This is a genomic window from Aestuariivirga litoralis, assembly GCF_015714715.1.
In the GTDB taxonomy this organism is placed as follows: Bacteria; Pseudomonadota; Alphaproteobacteria; order Rhizobiales; family Aestuariivirgaceae; genus Aestuariivirga; species Aestuariivirga litoralis_A.
Genome location: NZ_WAHS01000001.1, coordinates 501,957 through 516,446 on the forward strand (window position 1 = coordinate 501,957; position 14,490 = coordinate 516,446).

Below are 14,490 nucleotides of genomic sequence, written 5' to 3' on the forward strand. Positions count from 1 at the left end.
GCCAGCCGGAGCAGATTCTGGTATAAGGCGGCATGCTGAATGCCCTCTCGATCCGCGACATCGTGCTTATCGAAAAGCTTGATCTGGCTTTGGAAAATGGCCTGACCATCCTCACCGGCGAGACCGGGGCAGGCAAATCCATCCTGCTGGATTCGCTGGGGCTGGCGCTGGGTGCCCGGGGCGATAGTTCGCTGGTACGGGCGGGCCAAGCCAAGGGCAGCGTGGCGGCGTCGTTCTCGCTGCCGAAAGCCCATGCGGCTTTGCAATTGCTGGCGGCGCATGAGGTTGATGCGGAAGGCGAAATTGTCATCCGCCGCATACAGAATGCTGATGGGCCAAGCCGCGCCACGATCAATGACCAGCCGGTGAGTTTGAACCTGTTGCGGCAGGTGGCGGCGCTGCTGGTGGAGCTCCATGGCCAGCATGCCGACCGGGCACTGGTCGATGTGGCCGAGCACCGGCGCTTGCTAGATGCATTTGGCGGGCTGGATGAGCAGGCTGAAAAGCTGGGTGCGGTTTGGAAAACGTTGAGTGCTGCCTCGGAAAGCCTGAATCATCACAAGGGATTGATGGCGAAAGCTGAGGCGGAACGTGAATATCTGGAACATGCCGCTGCCGAGCTTTCGGCCTTGTCGCCCGAAGCCAATGAGGAAGCTTTGCTGGCTGAAAAGCGCCAGGTGATGATGCAGTCGGAGCAATATGCCTCCGCACTTGATGATGCCGAAACGGCTCTGTCTGGCGAGATGAATGCTGATGCCCGGCTGAATGCCGCTTTGCGCAAGCTGGAGCGGCGCAAGGAAGGCGCAGGCGGGCGTTTGGATGCGGTTTGTACGGCCCTAGAACGTGTGCTGCTCGAACAGAATGAGGCGCACCGCGCACTCGACGAAGCGCGGCGGCGGTTTGAATTTGACCCGAAGGAACTCGAACAATCCGAAGAGCGCCTGTTCGCGCTTCGGGCCGCGGCACGCAAATACAAATGCACCGTGGATCAGCTGGCCGAAAAGCGCGCCGGGTTTGAAGCGGAGCTGACCTCGATCACCGATGGCGGGGCCACGCTGAAAAAACTGGAAGCCGCCTATGCCGAGGCCAAGGCGGTTTATGAGAAGGCCGCCGATGCACTTTCTGCCGCGCGGCGCAAGGCGGCGAAGGGATTGGACAAGGCTGTGCTGGCCGAGCTTCCGGCGCTGAAGCTCGACAAGGCGCGGTTTGAAACGCAAGTGCTGAGCGATGCCTCGAAGCCTGGTGCTGATGGCATTGACCGGGTGGAATTTGTGGTGGCCGCCAATCCGGGCACGCCGCTGCAGCCGCTGATGAAGGTGGCATCGGGGGGCGAGTTGGCGCGCTTCATGCTGGCGCTGAAAGTGATCCTGGCGGCGAAGGGTTCAGCGCCTGTGCTGATCTTCGATGAAATTGATACTGGCGTGGGTGGTGCAGTGGCGGATGCCATCGGGCAGCGCCTGTCGCGGTTGGCGGGCGGCTTGCAGGTTCTCGCTGTCACACATAGCCCGCAGGTGGCGGCCAATGCCGCGCAGCATCTGCTGATTTCCAAGATGGAAGACGTGGGTGGCAAGCGCATGGTGACGCGGGTGCAGCCGCTGTCGTCCTCCAGCCGGCGCGAGGAATTGGCGCGCATGTTGTCGGGTGCTTCCGTCACCGATGCGGCGCGCGCGCAGGCTGAAGAATTGCTGGCAGGCCGGGGATGAGCCGGAAGGACGCTGCGGAAGAACATGCGCGCCTTGCTGCCGAAGTGGCCGCACACGACCTGGCCTATCATCAGGATGATGCGCCGACCATTTCGGACGGCGACTATGATGCATTGCGCCGGCGGCTGGTGGAGCTGGAATCGCAATATCCAACGCTAGCCAAAAATTCGGTTTCACAGAAAGTGGGCGCAGCACCTTCGGGCAAATTTGCCAAGGTGAAACATGCGGTGCCGATGTTGTCTCTCGGCAATTCGTTTGCCGATGAAGAGGTGGAAGAATTCCTCGCGCGCATGAAGCGTTTTCTCGGCCTGCCCGAAGACACCGAACTGGCGGTCACGGCGGAGCCGAAGATCGATGGGCTTTCGATGTCGCTGCGCTATGAGAACCGCAAACTGGTGCAGGCCGCCACGCGCGGCGATGGGGCGGAGGGTGAGAATGTCACCGCCAATATCAAGACCATCAAGGATGTGCCGCATGAGTTGCCAAAATCCGCGCCCGACCTGATCGAAATCCGCGGCGAAATCTACATGCAGAACGCGGACTTTCAGGCGCTGAATGAGAAGCTGATTGCCGAGGGTGAAAAGCCGCTGGCCAATCCGCGCAATGGGGCGGCGGGTTCGCTGCGCCAACAGGATGTTTCAATCACTGCATCACGCCCTCTCAAGTTTTTTGCCTATGCGTGGGGTGAAGCCCCACAGCTTCCCGCCGATACGCAATGGGGCATGGTACAAGCTTTCAAGAGCTGGGGCCTGCCGGTCAATCCGCTGATGGTTCTGTGCAAGTCTGGTGCTGAACTTCTGGCGCATTACCACAAGATCGAAGCGATGCGGTCTCAGCTGCCCTATGACATTGATGGCGTGGTGTACAAGCTGAACGATCTCGGCTTGCAACAGCGGCTGGGCTTTGTGTCGCGCAGCCCACGCTGGGCGATTGCGCATAAATTTTCCGCCGTGCAGGCGACCACTGTGCTTGAGGCCATCGACATTCAGGTGGGGCGCACGGGTGCGCTTACACCGGTGGCGCGGCTGAAGCCGGTCACGGTGGGCGGCGTGGTTGTCTCTAACGCCACGCTGCATAATGAAGACGAGATTGCGCGCAAGGATGTGCGGGTGGGTGACATTGTGATCATCCAGCGCGCCGGCGATGTGATCCCGCAGATTGTGGGCGTGGCCGAGCGCGGGCAGGGCACGGTGCCTTATGAGTTTCCCAAAGTCTGCCCGGCCTGCGGCAGCCATGCCGAGCGTGAGGATCGTGGCTCCGGCAAGGCCGATGCGGTGCGGCGCTGTACCGGCGGGTTGATCTGCCCAGCACAGCGCGTGGAACGGCTGAAGCATTTTGCCTCGCGCAATGCCTATGACATTGAAGGCCTGGGCGACAAGATCGTGCATGAATTTTATGAAGACGGATTGATCGCCGCGCCACAGGATATTTTCACGCTGGCTGCGCGCGATGCGCGGTCTGTGAAGAAGTTGGACCAACGCGAAGGCTGGGGTGCTTCCAGCGTGGCCAATCTGTTTGCCGCCATCGAAGATCGCCGCACCATTGCGCTCGACCGTTTCATTTTCGCGCTCGGCATCCGCCATATCGGCGAGACGACAGCGCGCGTTCTGGCGCGGCATTATCATTCCGCCGAACATCTGGAAGAGCAGATGAAGGCGGCGGCTTTATCAGAAGAGAATGATGCGCGGCATGAGTTGAATGCGATTGATGGCATCGGCAGCATTGTGGCCGAAGCGGTGATTGAGTTCTTTGGCGAGCCCCACAATCTGGAAATCTATGACGCGCTGCTGAAGGAAGTGAAGCCGCAGGCGCTGGAAGCGGTGGCGACTTCATCGCCGGTGGCGGGGCAGACGGTGGTGTTTACCGGTGCTTTGGAAAAGATGACGCGCGAAGAGGCCAAGGCGATGGCCGAGCGTTTGGGCGCCAAGGTGGCGGGCAGTGTGTCCAAGAAAACTGATCTTCTGGTCGCTGGTCCCGGAGCCGGTTCCAAACTAAAAGACGCCGAAAAGCACGGCGTAAAAGTCATCGATGAGAATGGCTGGTTTGAACTGATCGGGCGGGACTGAGTGAATAGAACTTCTTTCTGGGACGATTTCCGCGCGGGACTCAAAATCTCCTGGGCGATGGTGCTGGCCTATGTGCCGCTGGCCATGCTGTGGGGCACGCTGGCGGCGGCCAAGGGCTTCACGCCGATTGATGCGTTGCTGATGAGCTTCTTTGTTTATGCTGGCGCGTCGCAATTCATCGCCGTCAATATGTGGTCTGAGCCGCTGCCGGTGCTGCTGCTGATCGTGACGGCGCTGATTGTGAACTTGCGGCATTTCCTGATGGCGGCTTCGATCTCACGCCACATTCAATCGGTGCCGCGCTGGATGCATCCATTCATGATCTACATCCTGACGGATGAGGCCTGGGCCATTGCCGAGCGCCGCGCGCTGGATGGGCCTTTGAGCCTTGGTTATTATCTCGGCGTAGCACTGCCACTGTGGCCGACCTGGTTCCTGTTTTCAGCTGTGGGTGCGGTGATCGGGCAGTCGCTGGGTGACGTGGCGGCGCTGGGTGACTTCGGTCTGGCCGCGATGTTCATCACCATCATTGCCGGATTCTGGAAGGGCCCGCGCACGGCGGCAGTGATTGGTGCGAGTGCGCTGGTTGCGGCCTTGGCGAAAACCTATGTGCCGGGGCAGTGGTTCATTCTGATGGGCGGTTTTGCCGGCGTGGCGGTCGCGGCCTTGCTTCATACGGATGATGAAGTGGGCGTGCGGGATACAATCGAGAAGGGCACGCCATGAGCATGCTCTCGGTGCATTGGGAATGGCTGCTGGCGATCCTTGGCATGGGGCTTGCCACCTATGCCACGCGCCTTTCCGGCCTGCTGCTGATGCGCGGCATCGAAGTCAAAGGCCGGATGAAGGCGGCGCTGGATGCGCTGCCGCCCTCAGTGCTCATGGCGGTGATCACACCCACCGTGCTGATGACGGGCAGGGCGGAAAGCCTTGCTGCCATCATCACCGCGATTGCTGCGATCATGCGCTTGCCGCTGCTGGCCACGATGGTGATCGGCATTGGCAGTGTGTGGCTGCTGAAGATTTTACTGGGGTAACGTTCCGTTTGCCGACAAAGCGAAGGCCGACGATTGCACATGCAGAAGTGCCGCGCCCTTGTGATCGAGGAAGGCGTGCACCACGGCTTCCACATCATCACCCATATTGAGCGGGAAGGCTTTCACGCCGAAGGTTTCGGCCCAGGCGGTGAAATCCGGATTGACCAGTTTGGTGCCGGACACGCGGCCGGGATATTCACGCTCCTGATGGGTGCGGATGGTGCCGTAAATGCCGTTGTTCGACAGCACCACCTTGGGCGTGGCGCCGAAGGCGATGGCGGTGGCGAGTTCATTACCCGTCATCAGGATGCCGCCGTCACCCACAAAGCAGATGGCGGTGCGGGAAGGATCATTGAGTGACGCCGCGACGGCTGATGGCACGCCAAAGCCCATGGCACCGACGACAGCGCCGAGCAGCAGATTGTCCGGTGTCATTTTCCAATGGCGGTGCGGCCAGGTGGTCATGTTGCCAGCATCCATGGTGATGACGGCATTGGGCGGCGCGAGCTTCCCCAAAGCCACGGTGACGGCGCCGAAGTCCACGCCGTCGGTTGGGTTGGGGGATTTGAATTCCTGCGCCTTCACGGTGGCGCCGTGCACGGTGGAGATCCAGCGTTCGCGGGTGGCCGGGGCCACGACGGCATTGCTGGCCAAGGCCGCGAGGAACTTCGCAGGGTCCGCCACGATGCCGAGATCAGCGCGGATCACGCGGCCGATGGGGCGAGAGTCTGGATAGATATGGATGAGCTTCTGCTTCGGTTGAGGTACTTGCGGCAGGGTGAAGCCCATTGAGGCCGGGTCACCAAGGCGAGTGCCCACGGCGATGATCAGATCGGCTTCGGCCAATGCTTCGCGCTGGCCCTTGGTGGTGCCGAAGCCGGTGTGCCCGGCATAGAGTTCGGAATTATTGTCGAACACGTCCTGCGATTTCCAGGTGGTGGCGACGGGCACGCGCAAGGCATCGGCGCAGCGCGCCAGCGCATCAGAACCGGCCTTGCCGCGCAAGGTGGAGCCCGCCATCAGCAGCGGGCGCTCGGCCTGCTTCAGCATGGCGAGAACTTCATCGACCTGCGAGGGCGCTGCATCAACGTTCGGCAATGGATAAGTGAGAACCTGCGGATTCGGCACGGTATCGTGCAGCATGTCTTCCGGCAGCGAGAGCACCACAGGCCCGCGCACGCCTTCGGCGGCGAGGCGGAAGGCACGCGGCATCATCTCCGGCAAACGTGTCGCGTCGGAAAGTTCGAACACGCCTTTTGAGGTGGAACCGAAGAAAGCGCCGTAATCCATTTCCTGGAAGACGTGACGGTATTTTTCCTCGCGCGAGACCTGGCCCACGATCAGGATCAACGGCACGCCGTCCTGTTCGGCCTGATGGACAGCGATCGACGCATTGGTGGCACCGGGCCCGCGGCTGACCATCGCCACCGCCGGGCGGCCCGTCATCTTCGCTTCGGCCACGGCCATGAAGCCAGCGCCGCCTTCATGGCGGCAGATGATCACTTCGATGCCGCTGCCATGCAGCGCGTCGAGCAAGGCCAGATAGCTTTCGCCGGGCACGCAATAAACCCGCTTGAGCCCGTGGGCCTTGAAGCTTTCCACCATGAAATCTGCTGCGCGCATTTTAAGACTAGCCCTTGTTTGGGCCCGTTTTTGCCGCGCGCAGCGTGATTTGTCGAGGCCGCTGAATGGCTATGCTGAACAGGTGTTAATTGGCGGTGCCGATGCCGGCTGCTGCCGCCTTGGCGTACCAGTCATTGGCCTTGGTGGCGTCTGGCTGCAGGCCGGTGATCTTGAGCTGGGTGAACACGCGCGGATCATACGTGCGCGCCACGCCCAATGTGCCCTTCACATTGCCCTGTGCATCCGCCTGCATATAGAGCTGGCGGGCGGAGGCCACGTCACCTTGCGACATCAAGGCATCAGCCTTGGCCACGAGATCATCGCCGGGGGCGACTGGATCGGGCAGCGCGGTGGCCACGCGCTGGTTCTGCGAGGCGTCTGCCAGCTTGAGGGCTGGGGCTTGGTCCGGAACCGGATCGGCAGGCAGCGTCATCACAGCGGGTTGTGCCGTGACGGCTTGAGCCGCGACGGTGGAGCTTCCTGAAGCAGATGCTACGGGAGTTGCCGCTTGCGGCAGCGGCTGCGCCAGGGTGGCGACCTTTTGCTTCGCGGCATCAACCGTGGTGCCGAAGAAGGCAACAATCGTATCCTTGCGCGCAAGGCCGTATCCAAGGCTCAAGCCCAGTCCCATGGCGCAAAGACCAAAGACGAGGTAGCGCGGCCAGGACGGCTTGGCCTTGCGGCGGCGTTTGGCGAGCGGCATGGCGGGGGCAGCATCCAAATCATCATCCAGTGAAATGGCCTGGCGCGGCTGGCGCATCGAGGCCGCGGCTTTGACTTCTTCCAGCACCGGATCATAGGCGCGCTTGGCCTGCTTGATCTTGGCTTCCAGCTTTTCGTGATAGGCGGCCAGTGCTTCATCTTCAGCGGCGCGGGCTTCGGCATGTTTGGCGGCGCGCTCACGGTATTTGGCCACCAGGCTTTCGGCCTTTTCGGCTTCGTTCTGCGGCGGGAACCAGCTGGGCGTTGGGGTTTCGTTGTCAGGCATTTCAGACTCAAGTTTGCCATCAAGGCGCGAAGGCGAATAGCTCATGGCGTTGCTCCTGTGGGGGTGATGGTTGGATTATCGGCCGCGTTGGCCATCATGGTTTTGACCAGAGCTGCGGCATTGGCCTCACGCGTCCAGCCCGGCACTTCGGCGCGCAGCATGTTGGTCGAGTCTGTGCTCTGGCGGAACAGTTCGAAGGTGAACGCCTTCATCGCCTTGGCGTGATCCTTCGACGTGTCAGCACTATTGGCAGCGAGAATGAGTTCGGTGCTGACGGTGTCGAGCTGCGCGTTGGATGGGATCAAGCCCGGCAGGTCGGCGCTGGTCAGTTTGGCGGCCTGATAGGTGCCGGTGAGTTCGGTGGGCAAGACCAGAGATAGCACTCGGAAATTCCGGCCCAGTCTGGCCAGGTTGGTGGGCACACCGACAAAGAAGGCGGCATCGGCCTGGCCAGCGAGAAGTGCATCAACTGCGCCTTCCTGTGAGGCGGGAACGCGCAGGAAGGGCACTTCCATGGCGCCCATCAGCAATTCGCCGCTGGCGAAAGATGCGCTGTCGGCGGTGCCGGTGGCAATGCGCTTGCCGGCCAATGCAGTAATATTGGGAATGCCGCGTGCGGCCACCAGCACGATCGGCAGCGGTTTCACGGCGCTGATATAGGTGAGCTTTACATCGGCCGGGTCCATGAGGCTTTGGGCCTTCACATAGGTCAGGCTGTCGGCGGTGACCAAGGCTGCATCCAGCGTAGGGAAATTCTCAAGGTCCTGCACCGCCTGCACGCTGCCACGGCCCAGGACGGGCATGATGCGCAGGCCGCTTTCGTGATCCAGCGCCTTGGCAATGGTTGAGGCTTCGGGGAGCCAGGAGGCTTCACCCACCATGATGTTGAACGGGGTCTCTTTGGGTTCTGCTTGCAGGGCAGATGTGCCTAACACCAACATGGTGCAGCACATGAAAATCGTCTTCATGCCATTCCCCTCAACTCACTCAGGCCACCAGATGTGGCGCCGGCCCGGGGGGCTTTTTCGAAGCTGAATGTGGCAATCAGCGGGCAGAAGCGGGGTGATGTTAAGACAGGTTAATACACTTAGCGGCTGACAATTGGTTGATAATCGCGCGGGGCCGGGCCGTCATACAGCGTCAACGGTCTGATCAGGATATTGTTTTGGGCCTGCTCGATGCATTGGGCCACCCAGCCGGGGGCGCGGCCTGCCGCAAAAATCGGCACGAACATTTCCTGCGGGATGCCGTGAAGGTAATAAATGACGCCAGCATAGAAATCGACATTCACATTCACCCCAAAGCGGGCATAGGGCTTCATCGCTTCGGTGACGGCCTGCAGAATTTCATACCATTTGGGCTGACCCATCGCGGCGGATAGTTTCTCCACGCCGTCGCGCAGGTGGCGCGCGCGCGGGTCTTCGGTGCGATAGACGCGGTGGCCAAAGCCGGTGACGGCTTCGCCTGCGGCGCGCTTGGCCTTCACATAGGCGGCGGCATTTTCGGGCGTGCCGATTTCCTGCGCCATTTTCATCACATCTTCAGCGGCACCGCCGTGGGCAGCGCCGGAGAGGGCGGCGATGGCCGCCGTCATCGCGGCGTGCAGATCAGCCTCGGTGCCGATCACCACGCGGGCTGCGAAGGTGGAAGCATTGGCGCCATGCTCGGCGTGGAGGATCATGTCACGGTCCATCAGCGCAGCGGTTTCTGCCGACGGTTTGTGGCCGGTGATCATCCACAGGAAATTGGCGGCTTGCGAGAGCGCATGATCCGGCTTGGGCAAAGACTTGGCCGAGCGTGCCGCATGATGGGCCGCGATGATGACGGGGATTTGCGCGGTGAGCCGAGTGCCCTTGGCGCGCATGGCCACGACTGAGAAATCATCGCGCTGGGGATCGAAGGCCGCAAGTGCCGAAACGGCAGTACGCAACACATCCATCGGGTGGGCGGATTTGAGCGTGGAGATGAGACCCGAAATTTGTTCCGGCAGATCACGCGCGGCTTTCAGCGCCTTGTCGAAGGCGGCGAGTTCCGCGGCCTTGGGAAGTTCGCCATGGATCAGCAGATAGGCCACTTCCTCGAAGGTGGATTTTTCCGCCAAGTCATGGATAGAATAGCCACGGTAAGTGAGTGTGCCGGCCTTGCCGTCAATATCGCTGGTGGCCGAGCGTTCGAAATAGACGCCCTTCAGACCCCGGCGGATTTCAATTTTTTCTTCTTCGGCCATGTGGCAAACCCTTCGCTTATGAATGTCATCGAACAGGCCAAGGCCAGGATCAAGGGCCAAAACTTGCGGCTCGTCATGCCAGAAGGGGATGACGCGCGCATTGCGGAGGCGGCCGCCATTCTGCGCCGGAAGGGACTGGCCGATCCTATCGTGTTCGGAGCTGATGCGCCGAAGCCTTCCGAGGCGGCGGTGGCACGGCTGCAGGCGCAGCGCCCGAAGCTCACACCGGCCATGGCCGCAAAGCTACTGTCCAAGCCGCTTTATGCTGGGGCCGCCTTGGTGGCGGATGGCACGGCGCATGCCATGCTGGCTGGCGTGGCGCACCCGACTGCGCGAGTGATCGAGGCGGCGTTGATGGTGGTGGGGCTGGAGGAAGGCATTGCCACGCCTTCCAGCTTCTTCTTGATGGAATGGCCGGAGCGGCGTCTCGTCTTTGCCGATTGCGCCGTGAACATCCAGCCGAGCGCTGCTGAACTGGCCGACATTGCCATTGCTTCCGCCCATAGTGCCGCGCGCCTGCTGGGCGAGGAAGCCTATGTGGCACTTCTTTCCTTCTCCACCAGCGGCTCCGGCAAGCATGCGGATTCTGACAAGGTGGTGGAGGCGCTGCGCATCGCGCGGGCCAAGGCGCCGCATCTTCATATTGACGGCGAGTTGCAGGGGGATGCCGCACTTTCGCAGAGCGTGGCGGCGCGCAAGGTTCCGCCGGGCAGCAAGGTGGCGGGCCGGGCCAATGTGCTGGTTTTTCCCGATCTGGATGCCGGAAACATTGCCTACAAGCTGTCGCAATATCTGGGCGGGGCCACGGCCATCGGGCCCGTGCTGCAGGGCTTTGCCAAGCCGGTTTCCGATCTATCACGCGGGGCATCGGTGTCCGACATTGTGGATACTGCATCTCTGCTGCTTTCACTCACGTCTTGACCTTGCAACATGCAAAGGCCAGATGAGGGCGCATGAGCTATTCGGCAATTGAGGCCCGCCACAAAACAGTGGGCGTGAAGGTAGGCCAGGTCACGGTGGGCGGCTCCGCGCCTGTTGTCGTGCAATCCATGACAAATACCGATACGGCAGATGCCGAGGCAACGGCCCTTCAGGTGGCGCAATTGGCGCGCGCCGGTTCGGAGCTGGTGCGCATCACGGTAGATCGTGAAGAGAGTGCTGCCGCCGTTCCCTACATCGCCGAGAAGCTGGCGAAGATGAAAGTGAATGTGCCGCTGGTCGGTGACTTTCATTACAATGGGCATATGCTGCTGACGCAGTATCCCGATTGCGCGGCAGCGCTGGCCAAATACCGTATCAATCCCGGCAATGTGGGCTTCAAGGAAAAGAAGGACCGCAACTTCGCCACCATGATTGAAGTGGCGGCCAAGCATGACAAGGCGGTGCGCATCGGGGTGAATTGGGGCTCGCTTGATCAAGCCATGCTGGCTGCGCTGATGGATGAAAATGCCAAATCGGCTACGCCCTTGCCCGCCCGCGCGGTGATGCATGAAGCGATTGTTCGCTCCGGTATCTCGTCGGCCCTCTATGCCGAGGAATTGGGTCTGGCGCGCAACCGCATCATCATCTCCGCCAAGTGCTCGGAGGTGCAGGATTTGATCGCTGTGTACCGGATGATGGCGCAACGCACGGACCATGCGCTGCATCTCGGCCTCACTGAAGCCGGCATGGGATCGAAAGGCATTGTGGCTTCGACTGCCGCGCTGTCTGTTCTGTTGCAGCAGGGCATTGGAGATACGATCCGCATTTCGCTCACGCCGGAGCCCGGCGGCGACCGTACGCGTGAAGTTATTGTGGCGCAGGAGATCCTGCAGACGATGGGCTTGCGCGCCTTTGCTCCGATGGTGATCGCCTGCCCAGGCTGCGGGCGCACAACCTCCACCGTGTTCCAGGAACTGGCGCAGGATATCCAGTCTTACGTGCGCGGGCGGATGCCGGAGTGGCGTAATCAATATCCGGGTTTTGAAAATCTTTCCCTCGCGGTGATGGGCTGCATCGTCAATGGGCCCGGTGAAAGCAAGCATGCCGACATCGGTATTTCGCTGCCTGGCACGGGTGAAGTACCTGCCGCACCAGTCTATATCGATGGCCAGAAGGTGAAGACCCTGCGTGGTGAAAACATCGCCACGCAGTTCCAGGGCATTGTTGAAGATTATGTCGCCAAGCGCTGGGGCTGAGCCGCGATTCCCCATGCGGGTGAAGGAATTCTTCACCGATTCAGATCGCTTCCTCAATCGGGGCGATATTCTGGTTTCCCGCAGCCCGAGCCCGGTGTCCGTTCTCATCCGCATTCTGTCTGGCTCGTTCTTCAGCCATGCAGCCATGGTGTTCCTGCTGCCCAAGGAAAAGGACGGGTTTTCCAAAACCTTCGTCATCCAGAGCCTGTTCATGGGCGTTGGGGTGGCTGATCTGGAGGGCTATGTGCAGGGGCGCGCACCGATTGAAGAAGTGGGCATCCTGCGGCTGGAAAGCGAGGGGTTCTATCAACCCTTCTTCAAGCGGGCGAATGGCTTCCTGCTCAATGAGGTGAACAAGCCTTATGATTTCCACCGGCTGTTCCGCATCGCGCTGTCTGTGCTGTTCGGAATCCATCAGGTGACGCGCCGCGTGGGGCGCAGGCCCAGTGTTTACCGGCGCTGGATGCCACGGCAATTCATCTGTTCCGGCTTCATCCAATACGGATTGTTTGCGGCGGCTGAAATGGAAAACATCCCGGTGGCCCGCGTGGTCCTCAAAAATGGGCTCACTGACCCAAGCAAGGATGAACTGCTGGGCATCACGCCAGAAGATCTGGCCACATCGAACAAGCTCAAGTGGAAATATGTGATCCGGCGCGGCTGGGTCTATGAAGTGGACAATTACGAAGAGGCCAAGCGGCTTATTTCCGGCGGGCGATCATGAAATCTGCCGCACCGCGCAAGAGATCGGCTTTCGAGCCATAGGATTTGAGAGCGGCCTTGGCGTCTTCTACCAGATTGGTCGCCTCTTTTTTGGCAGCATCGAGGCCGAGGAAATCCACGAAAGTGGCCTTGCCCTTGGCCTTGTCTTTCTGGGTGGCTTTGCCGAGGGCTTCGCTGCTGGATTCCACGTCTAGAATATCATCGGCGATCTGGAAGGCGAGGCCGATTTTTTCGGCGTAGGTTTTGAGCGCGCTGGTGTCAGCCTTCGCCATCAGCGGGCCAGCGGTGCAGGCGAATTCAAACAGCGCCCCCGTCTTCATGCCTTGCATCTGGGAAATCGCTTCCAGCGAGGCAAATCCCCGCGTCTCGGCTTCCATATCCAGCATCTGGCCGCCGACCATGCCGGAAGGGCCAGCGGCCTTGGCAAGGGCTGCAATCAGCGTGGCGGGTTCGCCTGCATTGCCCAGCACTTCAAAGGCTAAGGTGAGCAGGCCGTCACCGGCGAGGATGGCCGTGGCCTCGTCGAATTTGCGGTGGGTGGTGGGCTGGCCGCGGCGCAGGTCATCATTGTCCATGGCAGGCAGATCATCATGCACCAGAGAGTAGCAATGTATCATTTCAAGGGCAGCGGCCACGTTCAGTGCGCGCTCCTTATCCACGCCGTGCAGGGCGGCACTCTCAGTGACGAAGAAGGGACGCAGGCGCTTGCCCTGGCCCAGGGCGGCATAGCGCATGGCAGCGCGCAGGCGGTTGCCGGGTTGCGCCGGCAACAAGCGGTCGAGCTTCGCCTCCAGCAAGCTGGCGCGCGCCGACAGATTGATCTCGAAAGGAGTGCTGGAAGCCAAATTCATCAAACTCTTGAAGCGGCATTCCCCTGTTCGGGGGAATGTCATAAATGGACCTAATGTTATTTGGGGACAAGTTCAAAGGCTTTTGGAATGACGGGCCGCGCTGGCGCGTGTGGCTCAAGCGCATTGCGACCGTGCTGATCGCATGGCCGCTGGTGATGACGTTTGTATATGGCTTCGTGCCGGTGCCCATTTCCAATGTAATGATCCTGCGGCTGTTCACCGGCAATGGCCTGCACAAGGATTGGGTTTCGCTGAGCGAGATGTCGCCCGAGCTGCCGCGCGCGGTGGTGGCCTCGGAAGACCAGCGTTTCTGCAGCCATCACGGCATTGACTGGATCGAATTCGAGGACGCCTTTGATGGCAGCGATGAAGCACCGCGCCGGGGTGCCTCTACCATTTCGATGCAAGTGGCGAAAAACCTGTTCCTGTGGGATGGGCGCAGCTTCATTCGCAAGGGTTTGGAAATGCCGCTTGCGTTGTACATGGATACGATCTGGACCAAGCGGCGCATGCTGGAGATCTATCTCAACATTGTGGAATGGGCGCCCGGCGTTTATGGCGCGGAAGCAGCGGCGCAGCATCATTTTCACAAGTCAGCCGCCCAGCTTTCGCGGCGCGAGGCGGCTTTGCTGGCGGCAGTGCTGCCCAATCCGATCAAGCGGGATGCGGGCAAGCCTTCGGCCAAGGTGCGGGTGGTGGCCTCGCGCATCCAGCTCAGGATGGCGGGGATTGGCTCCTATCTTACTTGCATAAGCCAGAATCCCAAGCTATAGAGCCCTCAACGTTCGGGCGTTTCTAGCGCCCTTTTTGTTTTGTTTTAGAGATTTCAGAGGTTTAGATATGGCCGTTCCACGCAAAAAGATGACCAAGAGCCGCATTGGCATGCGCCGTTCCGGCCAGAAAATGCAGACTGTGACTTGGACTGAAGACAAAAAGTCGGGTGAACTGCGCCGTCCGCACCACATCGATCTGAAGTCTGGCACCTATCGTGGCCGCCAGGTTCTGGACGTGAAGGCTGACGCTTAAGCTTCATTAACGCTACTGACTATTAAGAACCGGCCTTCTGGGCCGGTTTTTTGTTTTGGCGGGCGGCCT

14 protein-coding genes are annotated in these 14,490 nt (G+C 60.7%); 9 read left to right on the forward strand and 5 right to left on the reverse strand.

The window, feature by feature from the left end; genetic code table 11:
* The first annotated feature begins 32 nt into the window (after positions 1 to 32).
* From recN to F8B91_RS02570, 4 genes are read left to right on the forward strand one after another with little or no spacing between them, the layout of a single operon-like run.
* Positions 33 to 1,703, forward strand: a complete 1,671-nt coding sequence (recN, locus tag F8B91_RS02555; RefSeq protein ID WP_196502151.1) for a DNA repair protein RecN — start codon at positions 33 to 35, stop codon at positions 1,701 to 1,703.
* On the forward strand, positions 1,700 to 3,769 hold the full coding sequence (gene ligA, locus F8B91_RS02560) for an NAD-dependent DNA ligase LigA (protein ID WP_196502152.1): 2,070 nt from the start codon (positions 1,700 to 1,702) through the stop codon (positions 3,767 to 3,769). The genes recN and ligA overlap by 4 nt, the downstream gene beginning before the upstream one ends.
* Positions 3,770 to 4,495: an AzlC family ABC transporter permease gene (locus tag F8B91_RS02565; protein WP_196502153.1), complete on the forward strand. Its 726-nt coding sequence runs from the start codon at positions 3,770 to 3,772 to the stop codon at positions 4,493 to 4,495.
* Positions 4,492 to 4,806 (forward strand): AzlD family protein, encoded by a 315-nt coding sequence (locus F8B91_RS02570; RefSeq protein WP_246714942.1) that lies wholly within the window; start codon positions 4,492 to 4,494, stop codon positions 4,804 to 4,806. Before F8B91_RS02565 ends, F8B91_RS02570 begins: the two co-directional genes overlap by 4 nt.
* Here the strand turns inward: F8B91_RS02570 and F8B91_RS02575 are convergent.
* The 4 genes from F8B91_RS02575 to F8B91_RS02590 form a co-directional block, all read right to left on the reverse strand.
* Entirely contained in the window at positions 4,795 to 6,429 is a 1,635-nt protein-coding gene (locus tag F8B91_RS02575) for a thiamine pyrophosphate-binding protein (protein ID WP_196502154.1), read from the reverse strand. The genes F8B91_RS02570 and F8B91_RS02575 overlap by 12 nt on opposite strands.
* Positions 6,430 to 6,514: 85 nt before the next feature.
* The gene (locus tag F8B91_RS02580) at positions 6,515 to 7,462 is read right to left on the reverse strand and encodes a hypothetical protein (protein ID WP_196502155.1); all 948 of its coding nucleotides are present in this window, start codon (positions 7,460 to 7,462) and stop codon (positions 6,515 to 6,517) included.
* Complete coding sequence (locus F8B91_RS02585; RefSeq protein WP_196502156.1) at positions 7,459 to 8,385, reverse strand: TAXI family TRAP transporter solute-binding subunit; 927 nt, start codon at positions 8,383 to 8,385, stop codon at positions 7,459 to 7,461. The genes F8B91_RS02580 and F8B91_RS02585 overlap by 4 nt, the downstream gene beginning before the upstream one ends.
* A 119-nt stretch (positions 8,386 to 8,504) precedes the next feature.
* The gene (locus F8B91_RS02590; RefSeq protein ID WP_196502157.1) at positions 8,505 to 9,644 is read right to left on the reverse strand and encodes a citrate/2-methylcitrate synthase; all 1,140 of its coding nucleotides are present in this window, start codon (positions 9,642 to 9,644) and stop codon (positions 8,505 to 8,507) included.
* An 18-nt stretch (positions 9,645 to 9,662) separates the two neighbouring features.
* Here F8B91_RS02590 and F8B91_RS02595 point away from each other — a divergent pair, with 18 nt between their 5' ends.
* The 3 genes from F8B91_RS02595 to F8B91_RS02605 are packed head-to-tail and all read left to right on the forward strand — an operon-like array spanning position 9,663 to position 12,545.
* Positions 9,663 to 10,565, forward strand: a complete 903-nt coding sequence (locus F8B91_RS02595; protein WP_196502158.1) for a phosphate acyltransferase — start codon at positions 9,663 to 9,665, stop codon at positions 10,563 to 10,565.
* A 32-nt stretch (positions 10,566 to 10,597) separates the two neighbouring features.
* Positions 10,598 to 11,821 carry a flavodoxin-dependent (E)-4-hydroxy-3-methylbut-2-enyl-diphosphate synthase gene (gene ispG / locus F8B91_RS02600; protein ID WP_196502159.1) on the forward strand — a complete coding sequence of 408 codons (1,224 nt, stop codon included), beginning with the start codon at positions 10,598 to 10,600 and terminating at the stop codon, positions 11,819 to 11,821.
* A 13-nt stretch (positions 11,822 to 11,834) separates the two neighbouring features.
* On the forward strand, positions 11,835 to 12,545 hold the full coding sequence (locus F8B91_RS02605; RefSeq protein WP_196502160.1) for a YiiX/YebB-like N1pC/P60 family cysteine hydrolase: 711 nt from the start codon (positions 11,835 to 11,837) through the stop codon (positions 12,543 to 12,545).
* Here the strand turns inward: F8B91_RS02605 and F8B91_RS02610 are convergent.
* Positions 12,523 to 13,395 (reverse strand): polyprenyl synthetase family protein, encoded by an 873-nt coding sequence (locus tag F8B91_RS02610; protein WP_196502161.1) that lies wholly within the window; start codon positions 13,393 to 13,395, stop codon positions 12,523 to 12,525. The two genes, F8B91_RS02605 and F8B91_RS02610, sit on opposite strands and share 23 nt — an antisense overlap.
* A 44-nt stretch (positions 13,396 to 13,439) precedes the next feature.
* On the opposite strand from F8B91_RS02610, the gene mtgA reads away from it, so the two are divergent.
* Both mtgA and rpmF read left to right on the forward strand, forming a co-directional pair.
* Positions 13,440 to 14,168: a monofunctional biosynthetic peptidoglycan transglycosylase gene (mtgA, locus tag F8B91_RS02615; RefSeq protein WP_246714943.1), complete on the forward strand. Its 729-nt coding sequence runs from the start codon at positions 13,440 to 13,442 to the stop codon at positions 14,166 to 14,168.
* Positions 14,169 to 14,235: 67 nt separating this feature from the next.
* Positions 14,236 to 14,421: a 50S ribosomal protein L32 gene (rpmF, locus tag F8B91_RS02620; RefSeq protein ID WP_196502162.1), complete on the forward strand. Its 186-nt coding sequence runs from the start codon at positions 14,236 to 14,238 to the stop codon at positions 14,419 to 14,421.
* Positions 14,422 to 14,490: the final 69 nt, after the last annotated feature.

Bases quoted from the DNA above. Each gene is read 5' to 3' on its own strand.
- F8B91_RS02605 (WP_196502160.1), top strand. From the start codon at position 11,835: ATGCGGGTGAAGGAATTCTTCACCGATTCAGATCGCTTCCTCAATCGG.
- ligA (WP_196502152.1), top strand. From the start codon at position 1,700: ATGAGCCGGAAGGACGCTGCGGAAGAACATGCGCGCCTTGCTGCCGAA.
- F8B91_RS02570 (WP_246714942.1), top strand. From the start codon at position 4,492: ATGAGCATGCTCTCGGTGCATTGGGAATGGCTGCTGGCGATCCTTGGC.
- F8B91_RS02575 (WP_196502154.1), bottom strand. From the start codon at position 6,429: ATGCGCGCAGCAGATTTCATGGTGGAAAGCTTCAAGGCCCACGGGCTC.
- F8B91_RS02595 (WP_196502158.1), top strand. From the start codon at position 9,663: ATGAATGTCATCGAACAGGCCAAGGCCAGGATCAAGGGCCAAAACTTG.
- rpmF (WP_196502162.1), top strand. From the start codon at position 14,236: ATGGCCGTTCCACGCAAAAAGATGACCAAGAGCCGCATTGGCATGCGC.
- ispG (WP_196502159.1), top strand. From the start codon at position 10,598: ATGAGCTATTCGGCAATTGAGGCCCGCCACAAAACAGTGGGCGTGAAG.
- F8B91_RS02580 (WP_196502155.1), bottom strand. From the start codon at position 7,462: ATGAGCTATTCGCCTTCGCGCCTTGATGGCAAACTTGAGTCTGAAATG.
- mtgA (WP_246714943.1), top strand. From the start codon at position 13,440: ATGGACCTAATGTTATTTGGGGACAAGTTCAAAGGCTTTTGGAATGAC.
- recN (WP_196502151.1), top strand. From the start codon at position 33: ATGCTGAATGCCCTCTCGATCCGCGACATCGTGCTTATCGAAAAGCTT.
- F8B91_RS02610 (WP_196502161.1), bottom strand. From the start codon at position 13,395: ATGAATTTGGCTTCCAGCACTCCTTTCGAGATCAATCTGTCGGCGCGC.
- F8B91_RS02585 (WP_196502156.1), bottom strand. From the start codon at position 8,385: ATGAAGACGATTTTCATGTGCTGCACCATGTTGGTGTTAGGCACATCT.
- F8B91_RS02590 (WP_196502157.1), bottom strand. From the start codon at position 9,644: ATGGCCGAAGAAGAAAAAATTGAAATCCGCCGGGGTCTGAAGGGCGTC.